Genomic DNA, 22948 nt, shown 5'->3' on the forward strand with positions numbered 1-22948 from the left:
CAGGCATCCTCGAAGGCATCAACAACAAGATCAAAGTGATCAAAAGAGTAGCCTATGGATACCGGGACCATGACTACTTCTTTCTCAAAATCAGAGCAGCATTTCCCGGAATTCCCGGATGAACCTTTGCGAAGGGGGGACGGGGGGGATTTGCTCTTTGCTGGACGCTCACCCCCGGCAGGCTGTGCAGTAACGTTCCAGGGTCCCGTCGATCCTGCAGCCGCAGCTATCACAGGCATTCTCCCACTCGGGGTGCCCCGCCACTTCCGCCCTCTTCTTGGCCTCCAGCCTTCTCACCTCGGCTTCCATCTCTTCGTTGTACTGATTTTCAAACATGCTCAGGCTCCTTAAGCGAAACATCCATTGAATGGATTCAATCCTGCGAAACGTATATCAACTTTTTGGTATCAAAGCCCAACGCTGCGGCTTTAGAAACCAGACGTTCTTTTATTGCAGTTTCCATCCTGGGCGGGTGGATGCGAGGGATAGGAAGGCTCAGAATCCCACCCGCAGACCGACGTCGACACTGTGGCTGAAATAGTCGGTCTTGAACCTCTGGCCGCCGGGTTCGGTAAACGTTGGCGCGGTCGTGCCGAAGAAGCGGTAACCGAAATCTAGACTGAGCGCATCAGTGAGTGCGTAATCGACGCCGGTCCCCAGCTGGTAGGCAAAGACGGTCGTCGTATCCGTGCTCAGGGGCTGACCTGAAACTTTCAGCCCGGAAGCGTCGAGCCGGGCTGCACCAAGACCGATAAGTATGTAAGGAGACCAGCTGCTCTCGTCGCGGATCATGCCGATGCAGTTGAGGAGCAGGCTGTCCGCTGTCAGGTCGCCCCCCCCGGACACCTTCCCTTCAACAAACTCAACGGAGTCGAGCGAGTTGCTCCGCCGGGTGTATTCGAGCTCGACCCGCCCTTCCCCCACGGAACTATTCGGCTTCAGATCCCATCCCACGACGGCGCTCCACTGCAGCGCCGGGCTGTAGCTCATGTTGAAGTTCCCCAGTTCATCGGTTGCCTTGGCGTCCATGAGCAGGTTCACCCCGAAATTAGCTCCCACATAAGGGCCGATGTGCTGCGCCCGGACCGGTCCGCAAATCAGTAGCGACAGGGAGAGGGCAATCATCATCAAGAAGATTCGCTTCATATGTTCTATTACCTTTCCTAGTGTACTGTGATATTGACCGTCTGGCTCTTGCCGCCGAAGCTGGCCGTGAGGACTGCCGTGCTGGTATCGATCCCGACGACCTGCCCCGGCTGGTTAGTGCTGTCGGCGAAAGCAGCAATGTTCAAGTTGTCGATCGTCCAGGTCGCGATCTCGGTCACATTCTGGGACGTGCCGTCGCTGTAGACAGCCGTTGCCGTGAACGCGACAGGATTGCCGATAGCGATCGTGGCAGGGGATGGGGTGACTGTCAGGGCCGTGAGCGTGCGTGCACGAACCGTCATCATGGCCGCAGTCGGGGCGCTAAGGCCGCCATATGCGGCGTTGACGGTGGCGCTCCCGGAAGCGACGCCGTGGACACGTCCTTTGACAATGCCGGTGTTGTCGACCGTGGCAATTCCGGCAGCGCTGGCTGTCCAATTTGCGTTCAAAGTAACGTCCTGCTGCGTACCGTCGCTGAAGGTGGCGGTCGCGGTAAAGCGCCCGGTGGTTCCAACGGCCAGGTCGAGGCTCGCCGGGAAGATGGCGAGGGATTGAAGGAGGGGGGCGGCGACCGTCAGATTGATGTTCCCGGTCACCGCGTTGAACGTCGCCGTTAGCGTGGTCGGTGCCGCCGTCACAGCATTGGCGGTTAGAAGCGCCACGCCTCCCCCGGGAGTGGATACCGAGCCGACGGTCGGGCTGCCGACCGACCACCCGACCACCCCAGTGATGTCGCGTGAACTCCCATTGCTGAAGAAGCCATTGGCACTCAGTTGCACGGTGGTCCCGAGGACCAGCCGCGGGTTGGCGGGCGTGACGGTGATCCCAGTCAAGTTCCCGCCGGTCACCTTGAGGTTCGAGTTTCCGGTGACGCCGTTCAGGGCGGCGCTGATCACGGTAGCTCCCTGCGTAAGGGTCGTGACCTTCCCGGTAGCGGCGATCGTAGCGATGCCGGTCTGCGAGGAACTCCAGATGACTTGGCTGGTGATGTCGGCGCTCGTCCCGTTGGAATACGTGCCGGTGGCGGTGAATTGTTCGGTGGAGGCGCTGAGGGCCTTCGGATTGGCAGGAGTTACGGCGATCGACTGGAGGACCGGCGCCGTGACGGTCATGAGCGTCGAGTTGCTTGCCGTTTGGAAGGCTGCACTGATCGTCGACGTGCCGGCTTTGAGTGTTTTGGCGAGCCCCTCGTCGGTGGCGGTGTCGCCGACAGTCGCTACCGTTGCGTCGCTCGAAGTCCAGGTGGCGTCGAAGGTCAGGTCCTGGGTCGTCCCGTCCGAAAAGGTGCCGGTTGCCGTAAACTGGACGTTTTGTCCCAGTGGAACCGACGGTGTGGCGGGGGTGATCGTGATCAACGAAACCGTGGCGGAGGTCACCATCAGGTTGAAGGTGGCCGATTGCCCTCCCACGGTCGCGGTCAGGACGGCGGGTCCCGGGGCGAGACCGGTCACGCGGCTCGGGCTCGTCGGGGTCACGAAATTGGCCACGGCCGGTGCAGTGCTCGACCAAATCGCCTGACTGGTAACGTCGCGGGTGAAGAGGCCCGAGAAGTTGCCGATGACCGTAAGCTTCGTGGAGGTATTCACCGCGATAGACGGGGCAGCCGCGACGATCTGGATCGACGTCAGCGGGGTGAAATCATTCTGCCGTGTCGGGGTCTCCGTACCGCAGCTAGACAGCAGCAAGATGGCAACCGCTGCACAGATCAACCTGAACATGCTTCCTCCAGAATTGGATAGGTGTTTGATAGCTAGGACCAACTGTAGAATTTACTTTAGGCTTTTTCTTTGCTTTACCTTCATTCTCTTTTCCACTTACCTTTATTTCAATGCTCTTTAAACGCAGCATATGCAGTGTAGACAATAAACAAATGGCAGATAATGCCGATCGTTGCCGGTATGAGTATTTTCTTTTGCCTCTTGGAATAAATCAGGGAGTATATGCCATAAGCAAAACCAGCGGCCAGTACTGACACTAAAGTCACACTTACAACTATGTAGGAAATTTTAGATACTTTTATTGATTCTTTGGTTAAAGATATGATGAAGTCTGCAATCAACGGTGCAGAAAGGGAAAAGTATGCAGCTTTTTGAGGCAGTCTTAGGGCCTTTTGCATCTCGTTATCACCTTGATTCAAGGTGGAAGTATCCTCCTGGGCTGTGCTTGCCGTACCGGAGGTGCAACATCCTTTTGGGCTTGTTTTGTCCTGAAATTTGTTGAAGTACATCAGTGGTAGCGCTATGGGAACAAATAAGAGTGTACCTACAGTCCAAAATAACTTGTCGTCGGCCGTTGTGTCTGATCGCCAAAACTCCACCATGATGAAAACAAAGCCTGCAAGAAGGACTATTTTGATGATGTCTTTTGTCGGCCCAAGCAAGTTAAGGTAATCATCTAGACCCAAAATGCTTGATAAGAGATAGGCAGGGATTGCAATACAGAAAAACATGAGCAACGGTTTCTTCATCGTTATTCCTTTCAACGGAGCTGAGAGGCCTGCACCACCCGATGGCTGGCGGCACAGGTAACCTCCATCGAAAACCTTCCGTGTCCCCCCAGTCATGAGCGCCTCCCGCAGAGGGTACCTACAGGCGTGCGGCAGGTTAACATGCATGGTTAACGGTGATCAATGTAAAAGTTTTGTTATTCCGATTTGAAGATTAGATAGCTGCGATATCGTCTGATTTGCGAACTGTGGGTGAGGCATTGCACTTAGGGAGCGCTGAAGTGGTTGTGGTTAAAGGCGCAGGATGTCCTACCGCAAATACAAAAAAACGGCTTAGCCCTCAAAGAGCTAAGCCGTCGTCCTGTTGTATGGTGCCGGAGGTCGGGGTCGAACCGACACGGGGTTGCCCCCGCTGGATTTTGAGTCCAGTGCGTCTACCAATTTCACCACTCCGGCATTTTTGAAGCGGTTTCTAATATCTCTTGTAAAAAGAGACCCACCTTATATCAGTAAAAAGAAGTGTGGTCAAGTCACTTTGCCAGCAATACCAACTTCTTTTGCTTTCCCCACCCCTCAAAGGGTGTGGAGGTACTCCACGGCATCGTCGGCTGAGAGAGGCTTGCTGAAAAGATACCCCTGTATGATGTCGCAGCCGTGTTGCACCAGAAACTCAAGTTGTGCCGCGGTTTCCACACCTTCCGCCACCACCTTTTTACCCAGGGAATGGGCCATGGCGATGGTCGCCGAGGCGATGGCCGCATCATCCGGGTCCACCTCGATATCCTTCACGAAGGAACGATCGATCTTCAGTTTGTCGACCGGGAAGAGCTTCAGATAGCTAAGGGATGAATACCCGGTGCCGAAATCATCGATGGCAAGGTCTATCCCCATGCTCTTCAGGACGCCTAAGATCCTGATACTCTCCACCGGGCGCTCCATGGTCATACTCTCGGTCACTTCCAGCTCGATCATGCCCGGCTCAACCTCGTAGCGCGCCATGATGCCGGCAAGCATCTCGGGAAGTTCCGGCTGTTGCAGCTGCCGCGCCGACAGATTGACGCTGATCTTTTCGAAGGGCACCGCGGCTTTCTTCCATTTCGCAGCCTGCTCGCACGCCATCTCGAAGACATGCCTGCCGATCTCGAGGATGAGGCCGGTCTCCTCGGCAATGGAGATGAAGCGCTCCGGAGAAACGAGTCCCGCCTCCGGGCTAAGCCAGCGCACCAGCGCCTCGAAGCCCACGACCTTGCCTGTGGCCGCCTCCACCTGCGGCTGGTAATGCAGCACGAACTCGTCGTTGGTGATGGCGCTGCGCAGGTTGTTCTCCATGGCGAGCCGCTGCCGCGCCGCGGTGTGCATCTCGCGGGTGAACATCTGGTAGGTGTTCCTCCCCGCCGACTTCGCGTGGTACATGGCGATGTCGGCGTTCTTGAAGAGCTCCGACACCGACGCGCCGTCGTGGGGGAAGACGCTGATGCCGATGCTCGGGCTCGTGTAAACCGTGTTGTTGTCGAGGAAGTACGGCGCGGAGACGGTCTGCAGGATCTTCTCGGCGAGATGCGCCGGCTCGATCTGCGAACGGATCTGCGGCTGCACCACGACGAATTCGTCGCCGCCGAAACGGGCCACGATGTCTTCCGCGCGCAAGGAGCTCTTGAGCCTTGCGGCCACCTCCTTGAGCAGCAGGTCCCCCACGTGGTGCCCCAGCGTGTCGTTGATGGTCTTGAAGCGGTCCAGGTCGACGAAGAAGACGGCCAGTTGGTGCGAGCCGCGCTTCGCCTGCTCGAGGGCCTGGGAAAGCCTCTCGACCAGGGTGTGCCGGTTCGGAAGCGAGGTGAGCGTGTCGGTGTGGGCAAGCTGCTCGATGCGCCGCTCGGCCTCTTTTCTCTGCGTTATGTCGGAGAAGGAGGCGAAGTAGTTGGTGATCAGGTTGCCCCGCCCGCGTATCGCCGTGATGGTGAGCCACTTGGGATAAAGGGTGCCGTCCTTGCGCTTGTCCCAGATCTCCCCCTGCCAGTAGTTGGTCTCCAGGATGGAACGCCACATCGTTTCATAGAAAGTCTTGTCCTCCACCCCGGATTTAAGGATCCTCGGGTTCTTGCCGAGTGCCTCATCCCGAACGTATCCGGTGAACTGCTCGAAGGCCCTGTTGGTCTCGATGATACGGTTCTCGCTGTCGGTAATGACGATTGCTTCGCCGCTTTCATTGAAGATCTTCGCCAGCAGCTTGATCCGTCGTTGCGCCTTCATCTGATCGGAGGTGTCGCGGATGCACTCGATGGCGCCGACGACCTCCCCCTTGCTGTCGCGCAGCACGCAGGCGGAGGAGGTCAAATAGACGGCATCGCTGCCAAGACCCGGAGCGAAGCACTCGCCGTGCACTATGTCGCCGGTACGGGTGAAACCTTCGTAGTTCTGCTCCTCCACCTCTACGTTCGGGTTGAGAACGAGGTCGATCAGCATCGGCCGCCGCCGGCCATAGAAAGGTAGAGCGTACTCGAAGTCGCCCTTCCCCATCATGGTTTCGGGCGGCACACCGGTCAGTCTTGCCAGTTCCCGGCTCCAGACCACCACGCGCCCTTCCCTGTCGATGATGAGCGTCGCATCGGGCAGGAAGTCGATGATGTTGAGCAGGTGCCGGTGGGAATTACGCAGTTCGTTTTCGAGGTTCTTTCGCTCGGTCACCTCGGTCTCGAGCTGCAGGTTCTTGTCGCGCATCTGCCCCTCGCGGTCGCAGCGCTCGACTTCGAGAACCATGGTGCGCCGGGTGATGAACCCGATGGCGGTTATACCCAAAAGCCAGAGGGCCGCGTAACTCACCAGGACCCCTTGCGTCTGCGCCCACGCCGCCGCATAGAACGGCTCAAGCGGAATGGAGACGTCGGTCCCCCCACGAAGATCTCCCACTTTGATGCCGGTCCAGGCGTGGCATTTAAGGCATGATTGCTCCATGATCATGGGCTGCATCATGCGCAAATGCGGCTTCCCATCGATGGTAACGAGACCGTGGTAATCCTCGCGCGTCCCCTCGACGATGAAAAGCGCGGTCTGCTCCCAGGCGTCCGGAGCGTCCACCGGGTTCAGGTACAGCCGCGAGGTGATCCTGGTCCGAACGCCGTAGAGTTGCGGCGCCTCCCCGGTTATCTCGTTCATGATCATCGCGGGATTTTTCAGGGTCAGGCCGTGCCCTTCCGTGCTCTTTATGTCGCGGTCGGGGACATGGTTCAAAAAGGGGCTTGGGGTGACGAGCGGCCCTTGCAGCAGGTACATGTTGCCGCGTTTGGAGGCCCATTTCCTGAACGCCAGGTCCTTCGCGAGGGAGATCTTCGCCTCCGTCTCCGCGAGTTGGAGCGCCTGGCGACGCGCCTGATGCGCCGTCCAGGTCGCCGCACCGGCTATGAGGATGGTCCACACAATGGCGGTAACCATCCCCCTGATTTTGATGACGTTGGCATTGCTTGTTCTGAAGAAGAGTATTTGTTGCAGTTGGTTCACCTCAGCCTGTCTCCCGGGTGTTAAGAGTGTTCGGCCGGCAACATGAGAAAGGGTCTGTGGACGACTACTGTTTCACATGGTGGGAATTTGTAGGACCGATGCTTAGCTTGCCGGTCAAAACTAGCGCAATACCACGACGCATGCAACCGGCACGTTACCTGCTCTTATCGGCAGCATTTGCTGTAACTGTATAGGTAGAATCGAAATAAATGATTCGAACACCTGTAAAGGGCATGCCTAGCGCGCCGGGATTCTCTTAAACTTCGAGGAAACGGCACATCGCACGGACGCTCCCACACACAGAGTTCCCGACGAGGAGTTTCATCGTGAAACCGCGACCAGTGCGGCTGGACATGTAATTATTTTTTGCAGACAGCGGGAAATTATCTATTGACACCCCATGCGCCGTTTGCTATAAACATGGCTCCTTAGATGGGGCTGTAGCTCAGTTGGGAGAGCGCTTGAATGGCATTCAAGAGGTCGACAGTTCGATCCTGTTCAGCTCCACCATCAATTACAAGGACTTAGGGCTTCCCCTAGGTCCTTTTTTCGTTTCAGTGATCTCACCCTTCGTCCGTCCTTTCCGGCTTGCCCCTTATCGCCCAGCACCGCTTCGATAACCCGTCATCTCCAGATAACCGGAACCGTTCGGGCTTCCCTTTAGTCCCCTGACCGCCACAGCCCCTTCCCAATAGCGAAAGCCTGTTCTTAGCTCCTGGTCCGGAAGCCTCGGCACCACCTCCAGTGCGAGGTTCGCCGTGGGAACCCGCAACCTCCAAAGTGCAGGATAGCGCGCACCGGTTTCGGGGCTCCTCCACCAGGATACGACTTCGAGCTGCACCTCTTCACGCCTGAGCGTCCTCGTGCCGCCGGCGGCCGCCACGAGCGTACCGCCTGAGAAGGGATCACTGCTGCCGTCGCTGCGCCGCAACTGGTAGAACATGAGGTCCCTGCCGTCTTCAAGGTGCAGTGCGAACCAGTCCCAACCGACCTGCCCCTGCTCGAGTGCGGAGGTGCTCCACTCCCGGTCCAGCCAGGAAAGCCCGTTCACCGTGAAGCGCTCGCCGCCTATGCGTATGACACCGGCAGTGGACAGTCTCGGAATGGAATAGTAGTACGAGGCGTTGCCCGGAGTGGCGCTCTTCCGACTGAGCCCCCCTTCCCCGTTCAAGATCTCGGGCTTACCGGCGGCGAGATCGAGATCGATGGCCATGTCGCGGTCCGCGGCGCTGAGGCGCACGCCCCATGGACGCGCCTTGACCTGCCGCGCGCTCCAGTCCTCCAGATGCACGGAGAAGGGGGCTCCGGCGGCCCCGGCAAGCCCGAGCGCGGCACGACTGAAACGTTCGGCGAAATGAAAGCGTTTCCCGTTAACGTCCGTGACCGCGAAATGGGCCATGATAACGTCGTTGGCACCCCAGGCCGACCCCCTTTTCGCGGCATGAGGCGTGAGGGCGGTGGAGAAGAAGGTGAGCTGGTAACCGAAGCGGCGCCCGTCGGCACCGGTCAGATTGCCGGTGAAGTACCACCATTCGTTCCTGAAGCCCGGATGCGGCCCGTGGTCCGCCGGAAACGTGAAGTGCCGCGGCTTCTCCGCTCGCAGGTAACCGGGGTCGGCACTCCCGCCGAGCGCCTGGCTCACGCTGAGCCCACCTTCCTGAAGCGCCCCCCCGGTCCGGTGCCGTACCTGAAGAAGGACGAGAAGCGTCACAAGTGCGAGGAGAGCGGAGCAAAAGGCCCACTTCCACCAGACGTTGAAACCTCCGGCGTCGCGGCGCATGTCAGTCCTCCTCCTTGAGCGCAAGCGCGGGTGAGGTGCGGGCGATCCTCAGCGAAGGGTAGATGCCGGCGATAAGGGCGGCGCTCAGGGAAAGAAGGAGCGCTTCCGCGAGCTGGCGCGGCGTCACGGCGACCTGCATGGTCCATCCGAAGGAGCGCAGGTTGATCACGTAGATGAGCACCAGCGCCTCGATGATGCCAAGCGGCAAGGACAGAACGCCTGCGATGGCGCCGATGATGGCCGTTTCGCCGCAAACCACCCCCCAGACCTGCCCCGGAGTGAGCCCCACCGCACGCATCACGGCAAGCTCCCGTGCCCTTTCCACCTGCATCGCCATGAGGGCCGATAGTATCCCGACGAAGGCGACCAGCATGGTGAGCATGCGCAAAACGCCCGTTATGGCAAAGGTACGGTCGAAAATCTCCACGGTCGCCCGGCGCAGTTCGCCGTTCGAGATCACGGTCACTTCCTCACCCCGCACCTGTTCAAGAACCATGGCCCGCAGTTGATCCGGGTGCATCCCGTCGCGGGCGGTAAAGGACATGCCGTCCACGCTTTCGTCCTTGAAGTTGTCCACGTAGGCGCGTCGACTCATGATGACGATGCCCGCATCGCTTCCGTAGTCGTAGATGATGCCGGCGATCGGAAAGCGCTTCGGACCGCGGGCGGTGCGAAGGGTGACGCCGTCTCCGGGTCCCACTTTATGACGGTAGCTGTAAGGCTCGGATACGAGAACCGCCTCTCCGCGACTGTAGCGCCCCCATATCTGCGCGGGATCTCCCTTTTTGAACGGATAACGCGCGAAGGTATGTTCAGGCACCTCGACGGAGAATACCTCGGTACCACCTTGCGCACCTTCGATCAGTACGCGCCGCGAAAGGGTCACCTGGGCCTTGTCCCTCATCGACAAGAGGCGGCGCACCAGGGCGGGGTCGAGCGGTGGGCGGTAGCGTCCGCCGCCGCGGTCGGCCGAGGTGAGGTAGATATCGGCCTGCAGCCAATCGTGCAGCCAGTTTTGCACCGTGAGACGGAAGCCTCCCACCATGATGCCGACGCCGATTCCGGCCGCGACCGCCACGACGAGCGCCGCCGTCGCGACCCCGGTACGGGAAAGTGAAGCCGCCACGCCGCGTGCAGCCATCTTGCCGATGGAGCCGAGAAAGGGGGTGACCACGGGGAGAAGCAGCGAGGTGATGAGCAGTACGGCTGCGGGAACGAGCAGCGTGTACCCGATGATGAGGATGAAGAGCCCGACGAAGCCGCCGACGATCCCCCCGCGCTCGAAAAGCAGAAGAGCGCCGCCGCAAAGGAGCAAAAAGGTACCGAAGGCGGCCGCACGCGGCACCCTTTTTCTTTGACGCGACTCGACCACGGAACGGGAAAGCACGGCACGCGGCGGTGCGGAAGTCGCCTCCAGCGCTGCCGGGATCGCCGCTGCGAGGGTGGCTACCACGCCGAGCAGGGCGCCCTTGACGAGCGTAGCGGGCAGAAGCGGCGCACCGCGCACCTCGGTGACGAAATAGAGGTCGTTGATAGTCCTGGTGACCAGCCTGGTCAGCTCCGAGCCGAGCAGGAACCCCGCGAAGAGGCCGACCAGGGTACCGGCTGCGCCGATGACGAGAGCCTCTACGCAGATCATGGTGAAGACCTCGGCGCGGCTCACGCCCAGGGCGCGCAGCATGCCGATAAGGCGCCGCCTGCGGATCACCGAGAAGGTCATGGTGTTGTAGATCAGGAACATCCCGACGACGAGGGCGAGGAGGCTCATCGCGGTCAGGTTGAGCCTGAAGGAGCGCGTCAGCCGGTCCAGGGCACCGGCCTTCGCACCGGCTGGGACGATGCCCGCCCCGGCCGGGAGCAGGGAACGCACTTGACGGAGCATCGCCTCTCCCCCCTCCCCTTCCGGAACCACCAGGTCGATGCGGGAGAGGCGCCCTATCTGTCCCGACAGTTCCTGGGCGGTAGCGATGTCGCAGACGAGCACCGAGGCGAGCGCGGCGCGGCTCACCCGGTCGGGAGGCTCGAGGAACCCGGCGAGGTGGAGTTCGCGCCTGACCCCGGCCACCGCGGCAGGGAAACTGGCCCCGCGCGTCAAACGGCGCTCGGAGGCAGTCTCGCGCAGCATGAGCACCGCACCGGGGTTGGTCATCAGGTCGGTGAGGACGCCCTTGTCGGTGAAGCGTGAGGAGAAGGAGCGGATGGGCGGCTCGGAGAAGGGATCGATACCGATCAGTTGGAAGGTGACGCCTGAGATCTGCAGGTGGCCGGTCACGACGGGAGCCGCACCGCGCAAATGAAGCTCGACGCGGAGGCGACGGTAGAGCTCTTCGGGAAGCCCGGTCGGGCCGCCCACGATCTGATGCGTCGCGCGCCCGGCGACGGTCTCGGCGGCGATGCGGAAGGCGCGCTGGGCGGACTCGTTGGCGCGGTCCACCGCGGTAACTACCGCTACGCCGAGGGCGACCCCTAGCACGGCGAGGACGGCAAGCCAGGGGTGCCGCATCACGTTGCGCATCCCGGCACGCCAAAGGATCATGACCCGGCTCCCGCCTCGGCCTCGACCAGCACTCCGTTTCTGATGGTGAGGACGCGGTCGGCCAGGGTCGCCACCTCGCCGCTGTGCGTCACGAGAACGAGCGTGGTCCCCGAAGGCCTGAGCAGACGCTGGAAAAGATCAAGCACCTGGCGCCCAGTCTCCGCGTCCAGGTTTCCCGTGGGTTCATCCGCAAGCACGAGTTTCGGTTCGTGCACGAGGGCCCGGGCCACGGCGACGCGCTGCTGCTCTCCGCCGGAGAGACGATCCGGGAAGGCGCCCGCCCGGTCGGCAAGGCCTACGGCGCCGAGGAGCTCGCGGGCCCGGGTCTTGTGCAAGTCGGTGAGTTGACCGGAAAGTTCGAGGGGAAGAAGGATGTTCTCGAGTACGGTGAGGGTCGGGATCAGGTTGTAGAACTGAAAGACGAAGCCGATGTGGTAGCGGCGGAAAAGGGTGCGTTCCCGCTCGCTCATGCGGTTCAGCGCCCTTCCCTCGATCAGGATTTCACCGCGGTCGGGGAGATCGATGCCGCTTAGCAGGTTTAAAAGGGTCGATTTCCCGGAACCGCTCCGCCCCAGGAGAAAGACCCACTCGCCGGGCGTGATGGCGAGCTGCGCGTCGCGAAAGACCACGCGCTCGCGGTCCCCCTCGACGAAGCTCTTGCCGATCCCCTGCAGTTCAACAATCGGTTCCGCCATCACACTCATCCCCGGGGCCGCGTTAAAGCATGCCGGCCCGCTCCCGCTCAGTTCCCCTCTTTGGACTGGAGGGCCTCCTGCTGTGCCCGCTCCAGACGCTTGTTGCTGAGGTAAGCCGGTTTGTCGATCTCCTTCAGCTGACGGGGGTATTTGGCGGTCAGGTCGTACCAGCGGCTGAGGCGCTGCTCGAAGCGCTCCTTCTCGGGATACTTCAAGGTTTCCAGGTAGGTCTGCAGCGCGAGGTAGTAGCGCATGGTGTTTCTTTCCACCGCGCCGCGCACCCCCTCGATGTACTCCTGCTTCCCGTCCTGCCCCACCATGGTGAAGCCGACCTTGTCGCGCCCGAGAGTCGCGAAGTAGGTCTTGATCGCCATGCGCGCCATGGTTCCGTGACTGTAGGTGTAGCTGAAATGGAGGAAAGTCCCCTGCCCGTCGAGCGGCACCGCCTGGACCCCGATCCGGTGGTCCTTCGTCCCGAGCGGCCCTTCGTCCCCCACGAGGTTCAGGTCGAGGTACTGGGGCTGGCTCGCCGCTACCTTGAAGGCAAGCTTCAGCGGGTAGGCGTCGGAGGGGGGCTGGAAGTACTTGCGCCCGCTGTAGAGGGTCAGCTGGGCATTCTGCTTCACCTTGCGGTAGATGCACGCCTTGATGTTGATATGCAGCGGAGTGATCTCGCACCAAGCGGCCGGGGACTGCAACGCGTCGCGCACCATCTCGAAGGGGAAATGGAAGACGCCGTACATGTCCACCCGAACCGAATCATGCCCCTCCTTCGACTCGAGGAAGATGGGTGCGCCGAACTGGTTCTTGTCCAGCTTCGCCTTGATCTCGCCGTACTTGGCGAGGAGCGCGTGCTCCCCTGCTTGTTCCGTGTCCGCAGCCCAGACTGTCCCGTACAGGAGAACGACGACGAACAAGACGACTGCGACGAAGCAAACACGTTGAAAACGTCCGCCCCTACCCATGTGCCGCCCTCCTTTGCCGCTCTCAGCCGCACCCCGCATCACGGTATCCCACCCTGGTCAGCCGCCTCCACTTCGGAAACCGCGTCATCCCACATGGAGAAAAGAACGGCGAAGATCACCGGGCCGACGATCAGCCCCAAAATACCCATGCTGACCGCCCCGCAGAGAGCACCGAGAACCACGGCGAGCGTGGAGATGTCGCTTGAGGCGCCGATGGCGAGGGGACGAATGGCGTTGTCGGCAAAACCGACGAAGAGAATGCACCATCCCGCGAGGAGCGCGGCCGCCAGATAGGATCCGCCGAGCGCCAGGAAGGCCGCTACCGGGACCCAGACTACACCGGTGCCTACAACGGGTACCAGAGCGGCAATCGCGGTGAGGGTCCCGAAAAAGATCGGTGCGGGGACGCCGGCCGCCCAGTACCCCAATCCTGCAAGAACCCCTTGCGAGGCGCAGGTAAGTACGGTGCCGACAACGACCGCGGTGGTGATGGAGCGGACTTCGCCGGCGAACTGCTGCGCCTTGCGGGGATCGGGGGCGAGCCTGCCGATGCAGATGGAAACGACCCGGTCGCCGTCGCGGTAGACGAAGAAGAGGATGAACAGGGCGATGAGCAGGGTACCTAAGAAGCTCATCATGTTGCGCGCGAGATCCCCGGCAAGCCCCAGGATGATGCCGGAACTGCTGGAGGCGATCTTGCCGCCGATGGCGGCCATATCGATGCCGAAACGGTCGACAAGTGCCATGATCTTCTGGGCGAAGGGGAATTGGCCTATGGCGGTGCTCCCGCTCCTTGCGATGGTGCTGAAAAGCTGCTCCGCCTGCTGGTACCAGTCCGGGGCGTGGACGGCGGCGGTCACCACGAGTGCGGTTACCGGCAGAACGAAGCAGACCGCGACCGCAAGCACCATGAGTCCCGCGGAGCGCCCTTCGCGTCCGTTTGAAAGACGCAGCAGCCGATGGTAGTGAGGCATGGTGGCGATGCCGATGATGAGCGCCCAGACGATGGGCTTCAGGACGGGAGCGGCGAGCAGCACGAGGAGAACGATGGCGCCTGCCGTGGCCAACGCCGCCAGGATGCTTAGGTAAGTTTTTCTATCCATCGGTCTCCCTTTGAAGGTGCAGGTAGTGTCGGGACTGCGAGGAAAATCGGGAAACGCCGCGTGGACGTTCGCGCCGCAGGTCGGTGTGCCCGGCTGCGGCGCGTCATCAAACGGGCCTCAGCGTGTGGTCTCTATTTTGCGCCCCTTCTCGTCGGTCGGTGCCGCCGGACGCTGCACCCCTTCAGGCTGCACCGACTGCTCCGTCTGGAAAGAAGGACGCTCGTTACGCTCGTTGCCGAGGGCGGGCGCCTCTTCGGTCACTTTCCAGTTTTTCCCCACCGGTACTGCGAGTTCCTTCGGCTGTGCCACCTGGTTTGCGGGTGCCTGCTTTGTTTCATAAAGGGTGCAGGCGGGAAGTGAGGAAAGAATGAGCGCTAGGGTGATAAGGCGTGCGTGTGTCATGACGGGACTCCTAAAAGATGTGCTGCCGTTCAAGCTGAATCAGGTTGCCTGGAAGCGTTCGGTCTGCTTTCTTTGCATCGTCCTTGTGTCAGTAAGCATAGCAAGGGAGAGAAATAATTAAAAGTTTGTTTTTGAACGCTTCGACAAATCCAGCGGCAAGAGCGGCAAATCCAGTCGATTCTCACGTCAAAAAGCACACCGAAGTTCAATGAGCGATAAAAGGAACGCTCAATTATGGCAAAGAACCGGCCACGGTCAACCTGGTGGGATCACATCGCCCGGAAATCGGTCAGCGGCAGCACCGTCATCCCGGTCAGATCCGGGCGCAACACCCCCGCCTCGATCGGCGCGTTCAACTGCGGCTCATCGAAGACGATGCGCGCCTCGGCGCCGGAAGCGTCTCTGATGGTGATGGTTTCGGGAAAGGCGATTCCCTCCACCGCCTGATACCCTTCGTAGCGCGCCTCGCTTCCCGAAGCGGAAACCTTTTTCTCCAGCATCCCCGTTTGATCGAAATAGTAGGTCGTCCCGGCGTCGGTCATGGTGTATCGGGGAGGAGCCGGAAGCGGCACGGGAGCAGGAGCCATCACCCATCTGAGGAGCTGTATGCTTTTAAGCGCGCTCGCCTCGGGAAGTTCCGAGAGGGCTCCCGTATAGGCCAACTGGCGGGAGGGGACCACGCAGGTGAAGCGGTCGTTCCCGCCGAAGGCCTCGAGTATGGTCTGGCCGAAGGGGGAAAGGATGGCCAAGTGGTAGAGGTCGGGGGCCTGGTAGATGAGATACCCGCGCCCTGCGCTGCTGCGTCCTGCCGAAGAAGCGCTGATGCTGACCGATGACTGCAGCGTCTCGACGCTACGCCCCGGGATGAGCCCCGTGATCGGCTTTGGAGCCGTCGCACAGCCGAAAAGCTGCACGGCAAGCAGTGAAAGAATGAAGATACGTCCAACGGTGCGGCGGTACACGATGTTCACGATAAACCTCTCCAGTATCCCACGCCCCCCTTTGCAAGGTTCCTCCAGTGTTCCAGAAGAAACATGTGCCTGCTCCCACACGAGCACAAAGCTGCCCAAGCGCACCCCCCTTTTTACGAAGGGGAAAGTTGCCCAAGCGTCCCCCCCTTTGCGAAGGGGGAGCCTGCCCCACGTAGCCTTGGCGAAGGGGGGACAGGGGGGATTTGATTGTTTGATAGTGCGGCGGTCTCTAAAAACAGTTAAAGCAAAAGTAGCCTTAGTGGATCAGAACGAAAGGCGCTCCCGCCTCACCCAACCTCCGGCGGCTCGGCCTGCGCCATATCCTCCGCCACGAACCGGCCGCAGATGAAGCAGAAAACGCCCGCCAGCGCCATGACCAGCGGCGTGGTCAAAAGCGCGTTTCTAAGCCCCCAGAGATCGGAGAACCAGCCGAGGATCGACGGGGAGACCGCATCTCCCAGGGCATGGATGAAGAAGATGTTCACCGCGAAGGCCATGGCGCGCACCGCGGGGTTCGTCACGTTGATGATTACCGTGTTCAGCGGACCGGTGTTCAGAAAGAGGAAAAACTCGGCGACGAATATGGCCGCCATGCAGGCGGGGACGCCCGGCGCCATTATGGCCCAGGCGGCAAAGGGGGCGCCGATGAAGAACCCCCAGCCTGAAACAAGCAGGTACCCCTTGCTGCTTTTCTTCTGCCAGCGGTCCCCTAAGACCCCGCCGACCAGGGTGCCGAGAATGCCGGCCACCACGGTCGTCGCACCGAACATCAGGTTCGCCTTCTCCACGTTCAGCGCGTGGGTGCGGAACAAGAAGGTAGGGATCCACTGGGCGAGCCCGCCGATGGCGAAGGTCATCGCCGCCATGGCAAGGGTGTTGGTGACAAAAGAGCGGTTGTGGAAGAGCTGCAGGTAGGCGCCAATCCCTTTTTCGGCTCCCGTAGCATCCGGATCGACCCGGCGCTCCGGGGCGCGCAGAAACCAAAGCGGCAAGGCGACCAAAAGCCCTGGAAGCCCCACCATGAGAAATGCGTAGTGCCAGCCGAAACGCTGGCCCAGCACACCGCCCATGAGGTATCCGAGGGCGCTCCCCACGGGGATGGCGACGTAGAACCAGGACAGGACGCTGCCGCGTTTCTCCTTCTCGAAAAAGTCGGCGATGAGCCCGGGGGAGACCGTTCCGAAGCTCGCCTCCCCTACCCCGACGGTGGCGCGTGCCGCGAGGAGCGAACGATACCCGGGGGCGAAACCGGCGAGGATGGTGGCGAAGCTCCAGATGACGACACCGGTCGAGGCGAGGCGCACCCGGTTCCAGTGGTCGCCGAGCCAGCCGAACAAGGGTGCGAGGCACATGTAGCTCAGCATGAAGGCGCTGCCGAGAAAACCAAGCTCCGTGTCGGTTATGCCGAAATCGGCCTTTATCAGGGGGAAAACCGCGAAGAGGACCTGCCGGTCGATGTAGTTGAGCAGATTCACCGCGAGGAGAAGTCCCAGGGCGTAGCGGCGATAGGCAGGGGATATGGACAACTTCATCAAGAAAAACCTCCGTCACATCATTGCATCAAAGTTCAGCCACAGCTTTTTGGGCGCGGGCCACGATCTCGGCGGGCTCCTCGAAACGGAACTGGAGCGGCTTTCCGAAGGTGACCGTCACCGTGCCGCGCCGGGGCAGGCTCGCCTGGTGCGGCGGAAGGATCCTGTCTGTGCCGCTGATTTTGACCGGGAGGACCGGGATGCCGAGCTCCTTGGCGATGATCCCTAGGCCCAGCTGGAACTCCTTCATGGTTCCGTCCGGGGAGTGTCCCCCCTCGGGAAAGATCAGGGTGTTCAGACCGCTGTCGGCCAGTTTCCCCATGTATTTCACCGCACCGGAGAAACCGCCCGTTTGAGGCAGCGGGAAAAGGTTCAGAAACATGGTGCCGTACTGGTAGGCAAGGCGCCGCCATACGCGTTCAAAGCCACGGTAATCATCGAAGAAGAACTCCTCCCAAGCTGCCGTCGCGGTGCGGTAGCGGATCTTACGCGGGAGCGCAAACATGAGCGACGGCTGGTCGAAGTAGCCCAGGTGGTTGGCCACCATGATCACCGGCCCGTCGAGCCTTGCGAGGTTTTCCCCGCCCTGCACCTCAACCTTCGCAAACAGGCGGAAGAGCGGGTAGTTTATCAGGGCGTCCCCGATCATGCGCAGTGCGCGGACCGGTGCGGAGTTGGTCCAGAAACGGTAGTGGCCGCGATGATCTCCCTTCTCGCGACGGGAGATGATGCGGCGTAATTCGGAGACGCGGGTCTGCGGCCCGATCTGGGAGTCCTCGATGTCCAGGCGGAACTCCTGCTCAAGGTAGTTCACCAGTTCCAGCCGCCCGATCGAGGTGAGGCCCAGGTCCGCGACCAGCAGGGACTCCTCCTTGATCTGTTCCGGATCGGCGCCGGTCACCTTGGCGAGCAGGTTCACGAGGTGGTCCCGGCTCGCACCGCCGCCCCCCTCGGCACCCCCTTTTTTCACGTGCTCCTTGACCTGGAACTTCCTGATCTTCAGCGTGGTGGTCTTAGGGAACTCCGGTTCGTTCCAGATGGTGTATCCGGTGATCTGGTGCAGCGAGTCGAGCTTCCCGTTCGCTTCGGCAAGGATCTCTTCGGGCCGTCTCCCGCTGTCGTCGAGCAGCAAAACGGCGTGCACTTCCTCGCCGGCACCGCGGTCGAGGCCGATGACGCACGATTCCTTCACTCCCGGAACCTTGTTAAGCACCCCCTCCAGCTCGTCGGGGTAGACGTTCACCCCGCCGCCGGTGACGATGAGCTCTTTTTCCCTCCCCTTGATGGTGAGCCACCCGTCCGGGGCGATCTCCCCCAGGTCGCCGGTTTTGAACCAGCCATCCTCGGTGAAGGCGGCGCGGCTCGCCTCCTCGTTCTGGTAGTAGCCGGGGAAGACGTTGTCGCCTTTTACCACCACCTCCTTCCCGTCGAGGCGAAGCTCCACGCCGGGCAGAGGCGGTCCTACGGAACCGGCCACCTGACGGTCGATGGTGTTGACGCAAAGAACCGGCGAGCACTCGGACAGCCCGTACCCCTCGAGTACGGTGAAGCCCATGGCGTCCCAGAAGCGGAAGACGTCCGGATCGAGGGGCGCCCCGCCGGAAACGAATACGGTGAAGTTGCCGCCGAACTTCTTGTGCACCGGGAAGAAGAGCTTTTTACGCGCCCCATTGGAAAGCCGCTGCGCCTTACCGGCCAGCCAGGCGAAAACACCGTCGAGTTTCTTCTCGGCAAGCTCGCGCTCGATGGAGCTTTTCAGAAGCTGCATCAGGCGCGGCACCGACATGATGACGTAGACGTCCTCCTCCCCGAGCGCCTCCATAATGGCGGAAGGCTTCAGCGTGCGCGGGTAGATCACAGTGGCACCCCGGTAAAGCGGCGTGAAGAATCCCCCCATCTGCTCGAACATGTGCGAAAGGGGAAGAAGCGACAGAAACGAGAAGTCGGGGGTGATGATGGGAACCCCCTCGTTTATCTGCACCATGTTGGCGACCAGGTTCCTGTGGGTCAGGATGACCCCCTTCGGGTTCCCGGTGGTACCGGAGGTGTATATGAGCTGCGCGATGTCGTCCGGTTCGGGATGCACGACATCAGGGTACGGGGCGACCTCCAGCAGAAGGTACTGGAGATCCTCGAGGAACAGCGCATCCGGGACGTCGAGACGCTCAGGTTTGAAGCGGCTTTGCAGTACGAGCCGGGCCTTCGTGAGGCCAAGGATCGACTCGGCGCGCGCCCGGTCCGACATGAAGTCGACGGGAACGGCGATCGCGCCGCGCATTATGATGCCCCAGTAGGCGACACCCCACCAGGAGGAGTTCGGTCCCCAAAGCAGCACCCGGTCGCCCGGGGCGACGCCGCGTTGCGCAAGCAGGTTCGCCATTCTGAGCGAGAGATCCGACAGTTCGCGGTAGGAAACGGCGAAACGACGCACGCCGGTACGGTTGATGAACGCCGTCTTGTCGCCGAGCGGTGCAAAGCTATGAAAGAGATCTACCAGAGTCCTCATATCCGACTCCTCCGTAGGCAACCGCTTCTCCTGAACCGGGAATAGGGATCGGGAAAGTGCGGCAGGTGGCGCTTACGGTGCCGCTAAAGCAGGTACGGTGTTTGATGGTGCGTCAGGAGCATTGTCACATGCTGAGTGCACTTTGGCAACAGCCGGCGGAATGGGTTGCGAGTTTAACCGAACCAGGCTCGAATGCCAATCCGAAACGTCTTACTTCTGTTTTCAACCGAGGAGCGCAGTTGAAACGCTCCCAGCGTCCCCCTCTTGGCGAAGGTTCTTCAGAAAATACATTGGAAGCATGTATAGTTCCGTCTCTCAGCAGTGAGCCGGGCATCACGTTCCCCCCTTTGCGAAGGGTGTATAGACCGGGGACATGGGTGACACATTTGAGATCGTTCCTACGGTCCTCCGTGGGAACGCACGTTAGGGACGCTCCAGCGTCCCTAAGCAGACGCCGGAGCGTCCGAGGCTTTGCGTTCCCACGCTGGAGCGTAGGAACGATGTGACTACTGCCATCATGGTTGCCACGAAGTAGGAAAATGGCAAAACGTCCCCCCCTTTGCGAAGGGGGGCAAGGGGGGATTTGATTTTCACAGCCACAAAAAAGCCGCCCCATTAATAGGGCGGCTCAGGCGCGAACCTGCAAAGGAGGCTACCTCTGCAGGATGGACCCCTTCTCTATCTGGTTCTTGCGAATCTCGTACTCTTTTCTGTCGATCCTTCCCGCCTTGTAGTCGTCCTCCACCTGTTTCATCTGCCGGTGCGCGCTGTACTCGTACGCACCGACCCCGACCGCGGCCCCACCAAGGGCACCGCCGACCGCACTCCCCTCCCTGGACGCACACCCGGAGGCGAGGGCCAAGGAGACCGCCGTAACGACCAGAAGCAGCTTTTTCATGGTTGCACTCCTTTTTTCAGAGGGATTCGGGCAAAAGCCCAGATCAGCTTACCATGACGATTAGATTTTTCACATCTTTTCAGGACTATCACTTTCGGCCCCGGCAGGAGGGAGCGTCGAGGACGGCTCCCCTCGAAACGTCCAGTAGAGGAAGGCGAGCGAGGGGATAAGTATCAGGGCTCCGAAAGGAAGTATCGTGAGATAGGCGACCAGTGACGACCTGGGGGCTGCGGCTGCCTCAAGGGTCATCTCGCCCAGGATGAGATCCGGGGCGAGCGCAGCGGCAAAGCCCGACAGGGTGAGAACGACGGTGGCTGCGGCGGCGACCTGCGCCCACCTGTACCTGCGCCATAGCAAAAGGAGTTGGGTCCCGACTCCGGCAAACACGGCAAGCACGACGAAAAGCATGGGCCAGGACTCGAGAAGCCTTTGGCTGAAACGGGGGGCGTAACGCAGGGCGAACGGAATCATGGCCGCGGTTGCCACCCCCAGCGCGACACCCGCAGCGATAGCCGCATCCCTGAAGTCGTTCTGAAGCGGTGGCGCCACCCGCACCGTCATGTAGACGGGGGCGAGATAGGCGCATATGGCAAGCCCGATCACCCCGCCCATGATGGTGAAGGGGGTGAGCCATACTGCGGTGCCCGTTGCCGTGACGCCGTAGTTGATGGTGATGGTTCCCGAAGCAGTCGCGGAAACGGCCATCCCCAGGGTGAAGGGGGTAAGTACGCTCGCGATCTCGAAAACGCTTGCGCTCAGCGGGACATCTCTCCCGGTTTCCCGGCCGTAATGGCGAAAGGCGAAGGCCGCCCCCCGGAAGTTTATGCCGATCAGGGCGAGAACGAGAGGCGGCATGAGCGCTATGAACATGGCGGCGAATCCGGAGGGGAAGGCGGTGAAGAGCGTCACCACGATGAAGATGAGCCACACGTGGTTCGTCTCCCATACGGGACCGATCGCGTTGAAAAGCGCCTCGCGCTGCTCACGCGCGCGGGGACCGAAGGCGAGCGCGGTCCAAATCCCTCCTCCGAAATCGGCTCCTCCGAACAGGGCGTAGAGCATGAGTGCGACCACCAGAACCATCGCGGCAAGCGTTACTGGATCAGTCATGAGACACCTCCCCGCCCGTTTCCTTAGGCTGCCGCTGCAGCAGCCTCATGATCCCAACGGTAAGGGCAAGGTAGACGAAGAGAAAGGTGGCGAACACCAGTAGGAGCCCGTCGTTCGGGGTGACCGCCTGCGAGGTGCGCAGGTATCCCTTCACCACCCATGGCTGCCTGCCGAATTCGGTGACCATCCAGCCGCTTTCAAGTGCGATGATGCCGAAGGGGGCGGCAAAAGCGACGCACTTCAACTGCGCCCGTCCCGGCTCCGTCTCTTTTCTTCTCCAGCGCGGCCACCAGTACCAGATCAACGCGAGCGCCATGACGAAGAATGAGCCGACCATCAGGTCGAAAAACGGGTGCACCAGGCGCGGGTCCGGCGTCGTCCCCTGGGGGAACGCGTCGAGTCCCTGCACCACGGCATCCGGGTCCTGGTGTGCGAGGAAGCTCAAAAGTTTCGGGATCCTGATCGCGTAAGATACCGTTGCAGTTTCCGGATCGGGCCAGCCGCCGATGATGAGCGGTGCAGCGGCCGAGGTCTTGAAGTGCGCCTCCATGGCGGCAAGCTTCGCACCCTGGTTTTCCGCCACGGCGTCCGCGGCCCAGTCTCCGGTTACCAGCATGAGCGGCGCCGCCACCAGGGCTAAGGAAAGAGAAAGGGAAAGTGCTTTTTTCCCATCCGCCTCTCCCCTACCCTTCAACAGCGCCACCGCATAAAAACCGGCCACGGCAAAGGCGGTCGCAACGTAAGCGGCCAGGGTGCCATGGACGGCCTGGTGCAGCCAAGCCTGGTTTAAGAAGGCGCGCATCGGCTGGACGTTCGCGGGAGCGCCGTCGATCATCTGGAACCCGGCGGGGGTGTTCATCCAACCGTTGGCGCTGATGACGAATACAGCCGATACAGCCGAGGCGAGAGTGAGGGGGATGGTGCAAAGAAACAGCGCACGCCTGGATAGCCGCTCTTCTCCGTATATATACAGGGCGAGAAAGATCGCCTCGGTGAAGAAGGCGAACCCCTCCATGGAAAAGGCAAGGCCGATCATGGGGCCGCTGAAGGCCATGAACTGTGGCCAGAGGAGCCCGAGTTCGAAGGAGAGGATCGTCCCGGATACGGCGCCGATGGCGAAGAGGACCCCGGCGGGTCGGATCCAGCCCCTGGCGAGGCGATGCCATGCATCATCGCCGGTTTTCAGCGCCAGCCCCTCGGCCAGCATGAGCATAAGCGGCAGGCCGATACCGATGGTCGCGTAGACGATGTGGAAGGCAAGCGAAGCGCCCATCAGGGCACGTGCAGCAAGCAGGTTGTCCATAAGGTCCCCAGTGAAGTGACGTGCGTCGGCATCTGCTGTGCGCCCGATGCGCGCTCGCCC

18 protein-coding genes and 2 tRNA genes are annotated in these 22948 nt (G+C 61.1%); 2 read left to right on the forward strand and 18 right to left on the reverse strand.

Annotation, left to right across the window (positions count from 1 at the left end; genetic code table 11):
• A partial coding sequence (locus D6Z24_RS19040; protein WP_162605112.1) for a transposase occupies positions 1 to 122 on the forward strand: 122 nt, incomplete at its 5' end.
• A gap of 46 nt (positions 123 to 168) precedes the next feature.
• On the opposite strand, the gene D6Z24_RS21725 is transcribed toward D6Z24_RS19040, so the two are convergent.
• The 6 genes from D6Z24_RS21725 to D6Z24_RS19065 form a co-directional block, all read right to left on the reverse strand.
• Positions 169 to 336, reverse strand: a complete 168-nt coding sequence (locus D6Z24_RS21725; RefSeq protein ID WP_198419590.1) for a hypothetical protein — start codon at positions 334 to 336, stop codon at positions 169 to 171.
• A gap of 159 nt (positions 337 to 495) precedes the next feature.
• Positions 496 to 1146, reverse strand: a complete 651-nt coding sequence (locus D6Z24_RS19045; RefSeq protein WP_129128207.1) for an outer membrane beta-barrel protein — start codon at positions 1144 to 1146, stop codon at positions 496 to 498.
• A gap of 17 nt (positions 1147 to 1163) precedes the next feature.
• Positions 1164 to 2864 (reverse strand): Ig-like domain-containing protein, encoded by a 1701-nt coding sequence (locus D6Z24_RS19050; protein ID WP_129128208.1) that lies wholly within the window; start codon positions 2862 to 2864, stop codon positions 1164 to 1166.
• Between the two features lie 107 nt (positions 2865 to 2971).
• Complete coding sequence (locus D6Z24_RS19055; protein WP_129128209.1) at positions 2972 to 3613, reverse strand: hypothetical protein; 642 nt, start codon at positions 3611 to 3613, stop codon at positions 2972 to 2974.
• Positions 3614 to 3961: 348 nt separating this feature from the next.
• Positions 3962 to 4048, reverse strand: a tRNA-Leu gene (locus D6Z24_RS19060).
• A 117-nt stretch (positions 4049 to 4165) separates the two neighbouring features.
• Complete coding sequence (locus tag D6Z24_RS19065; protein ID WP_162605192.1) at positions 4166 to 7087, reverse strand: EAL domain-containing protein; 2922 nt, start codon at positions 7085 to 7087, stop codon at positions 4166 to 4168.
• 434 nt (positions 7088 to 7521) lie between these two features.
• Between D6Z24_RS19065 and D6Z24_RS19070 the strand changes: the two genes are divergently transcribed.
• Positions 7522 to 7597: transfer RNA gene (locus D6Z24_RS19070), tRNA-Ala, on the forward strand.
• Positions 7598 to 7682: 85 nt separating this feature from the next.
• Here the strand turns inward: D6Z24_RS19070 and D6Z24_RS19075 are convergent.
• The 12 genes from D6Z24_RS19075 to D6Z24_RS19130 form a co-directional block, all read right to left on the reverse strand.
• On the reverse strand, positions 7683 to 8867 hold the full coding sequence (locus D6Z24_RS19075) for a lipocalin-like domain-containing protein (protein ID WP_129128211.1): 1185 nt from the start codon (positions 8865 to 8867) through the stop codon (positions 7683 to 7685).
• 1 nt (position 8868) lies between these two features.
• On the reverse strand, positions 8869 to 11403 hold the full coding sequence (locus D6Z24_RS19080) for an ABC transporter permease (protein WP_129128212.1): 2535 nt from the start codon (positions 11401 to 11403) through the stop codon (positions 8869 to 8871).
• Entirely contained in the window at positions 11400 to 12098 is a 699-nt protein-coding gene (locus D6Z24_RS19085) for an ABC transporter ATP-binding protein (protein WP_129128213.1), read from the reverse strand. Before D6Z24_RS19085 ends, D6Z24_RS19080 begins: the two co-directional genes overlap by 4 nt.
• Before the next feature lie 47 nt (positions 12099 to 12145).
• On the reverse strand, positions 12146 to 13063 hold the full coding sequence (locus D6Z24_RS19090; protein WP_198419591.1) for a hypothetical protein: 918 nt from the start codon (positions 13061 to 13063) through the stop codon (positions 12146 to 12148).
• A 38-nt stretch (positions 13064 to 13101) separates the two neighbouring features.
• Positions 13102 to 14166: an AI-2E family transporter gene (locus tag D6Z24_RS19095; RefSeq protein ID WP_129128214.1), complete on the reverse strand. Its 1065-nt coding sequence runs from the start codon at positions 14164 to 14166 to the stop codon at positions 13102 to 13104.
• A 117-nt stretch (positions 14167 to 14283) separates the two neighbouring features.
• Positions 14284 to 14568 (reverse strand): hypothetical protein, encoded by a 285-nt coding sequence (locus D6Z24_RS19100; protein WP_129128215.1) that lies wholly within the window; start codon positions 14566 to 14568, stop codon positions 14284 to 14286.
• Between the two features lie 269 nt (positions 14569 to 14837).
• Complete coding sequence (locus tag D6Z24_RS19105; protein ID WP_246014734.1) at positions 14838 to 15539, reverse strand: outer membrane lipoprotein LolB; 702 nt, start codon at positions 15537 to 15539, stop codon at positions 14838 to 14840.
• A 287-nt stretch (positions 15540 to 15826) separates the two neighbouring features.
• Positions 15827 to 17071, reverse strand: coding sequence for a spinster family MFS transporter (locus tag D6Z24_RS19110; RefSeq protein WP_129128216.1), 1245 nt, complete (start codon positions 17069 to 17071; stop codon positions 15827 to 15829).
• 28 nt (positions 17072 to 17099) lie between these two features.
• Positions 17100 to 19577: an AMP-binding protein gene (locus tag D6Z24_RS19115; RefSeq protein ID WP_129128217.1), complete on the reverse strand. Its 2478-nt coding sequence runs from the start codon at positions 19575 to 19577 to the stop codon at positions 17100 to 17102.
• A gap of 652 nt (positions 19578 to 20229) precedes the next feature.
• On the reverse strand, positions 20230 to 20475 hold the full coding sequence (locus D6Z24_RS19120; protein WP_129128218.1) for a hypothetical protein: 246 nt from the start codon (positions 20473 to 20475) through the stop codon (positions 20230 to 20232).
• Positions 20476 to 20544: 69 nt separating this feature from the next.
• Positions 20545 to 21585, reverse strand: a complete 1041-nt coding sequence (locus tag D6Z24_RS19125) for a cytochrome d ubiquinol oxidase subunit II (RefSeq protein ID WP_129128219.1) — start codon at positions 21583 to 21585, stop codon at positions 20545 to 20547.
• Positions 21578 to 22888: a cytochrome ubiquinol oxidase subunit I gene (locus tag D6Z24_RS19130; protein ID WP_129128220.1), complete on the reverse strand. Its 1311-nt coding sequence runs from the start codon at positions 22886 to 22888 to the stop codon at positions 21578 to 21580. The genes D6Z24_RS19125 and D6Z24_RS19130 overlap by 8 nt, the downstream gene beginning before the upstream one ends.
• Positions 22889 to 22948 lie beyond the last annotated feature (60 nt).

The sequence above is a fragment of the Geomonas oryzae genome, from assembly GCF_004117875.1.
Classification (GTDB): Bacteria; Desulfobacterota; Desulfuromonadia; order Geobacterales; family Geobacteraceae; genus Geomonas; species Geomonas oryzae.

What these genes read in the sequence shown, in the direction of transcription:
- D6Z24_RS19095 (WP_129128214.1), bottom strand. Translation starts at nt 14,166, where the DNA reads ATGGATAGAAAAACTTACCTAAGCATCCTGGCGGCGTTGGCCACGGCA.
- D6Z24_RS19120 (WP_129128218.1), bottom strand. Translation starts at nt 20,475, where the DNA reads ATGAAAAAGCTGCTTCTGGTCGTTACGGCGGTCTCCTTGGCCCTCGCC.
- D6Z24_RS19050 (WP_129128208.1), bottom strand. Translation starts at nt 2,864, where the DNA reads ATGTTCAGGTTGATCTGTGCAGCGGTTGCCATCTTGCTGCTGTCTAGC.
- D6Z24_RS19080 (WP_129128212.1), bottom strand. Translation starts at nt 11,403, where the DNA reads ATGATCCTTTGGCGTGCCGGGATGCGCAACGTGATGCGGCACCCCTGG.
- D6Z24_RS19130 (WP_129128220.1), bottom strand. Translation starts at nt 22,888, where the DNA reads ATGGACAACCTGCTTGCTGCACGTGCCCTGATGGGCGCTTCGCTTGCC.
- D6Z24_RS19085 (WP_129128213.1), bottom strand. Translation starts at nt 12,098, where the DNA reads ATGGCGGAACCGATTGTTGAACTGCAGGGGATCGGCAAGAGCTTCGTC.
- D6Z24_RS19110 (WP_129128216.1), bottom strand. Translation starts at nt 17,071, where the DNA reads ATGAAGTTGTCCATATCCCCTGCCTATCGCCGCTACGCCCTGGGACTT.
- D6Z24_RS19055 (WP_129128209.1), bottom strand. Translation starts at nt 3,613, where the DNA reads ATGAAGAAACCGTTGCTCATGTTTTTCTGTATTGCAATCCCTGCCTAT.
- D6Z24_RS19125 (WP_129128219.1), bottom strand. Translation starts at nt 21,585, where the DNA reads ATGACTGATCCAGTAACGCTTGCCGCGATGGTTCTGGTGGTCGCACTC.
- D6Z24_RS19115 (WP_129128217.1), bottom strand. Translation starts at nt 19,577, where the DNA reads ATGAGGACTCTGGTAGATCTCTTTCATAGCTTTGCACCGCTCGGCGAC.
- D6Z24_RS21725 (WP_198419590.1), bottom strand. Translation starts at nt 336, where the DNA reads ATGTTTGAAAATCAGTACAACGAAGAGATGGAAGCCGAGGTGAGAAGG.
- D6Z24_RS19090 (WP_198419591.1), bottom strand. Translation starts at nt 13,063, where the DNA reads ATGGGTAGGGGCGGACGTTTTCAACGTGTTTGCTTCGTCGCAGTCGTC.
- D6Z24_RS19100 (WP_129128215.1), bottom strand. Translation starts at nt 14,568, where the DNA reads ATGACACACGCACGCCTTATCACCCTAGCGCTCATTCTTTCCTCACTT.
- D6Z24_RS19045 (WP_129128207.1), bottom strand. Translation starts at nt 1,146, where the DNA reads ATGAAGCGAATCTTCTTGATGATGATTGCCCTCTCCCTGTCGCTACTG.
- D6Z24_RS19075 (WP_129128211.1), bottom strand. Translation starts at nt 8,867, where the DNA reads ATGCGCCGCGACGCCGGAGGTTTCAACGTCTGGTGGAAGTGGGCCTTT.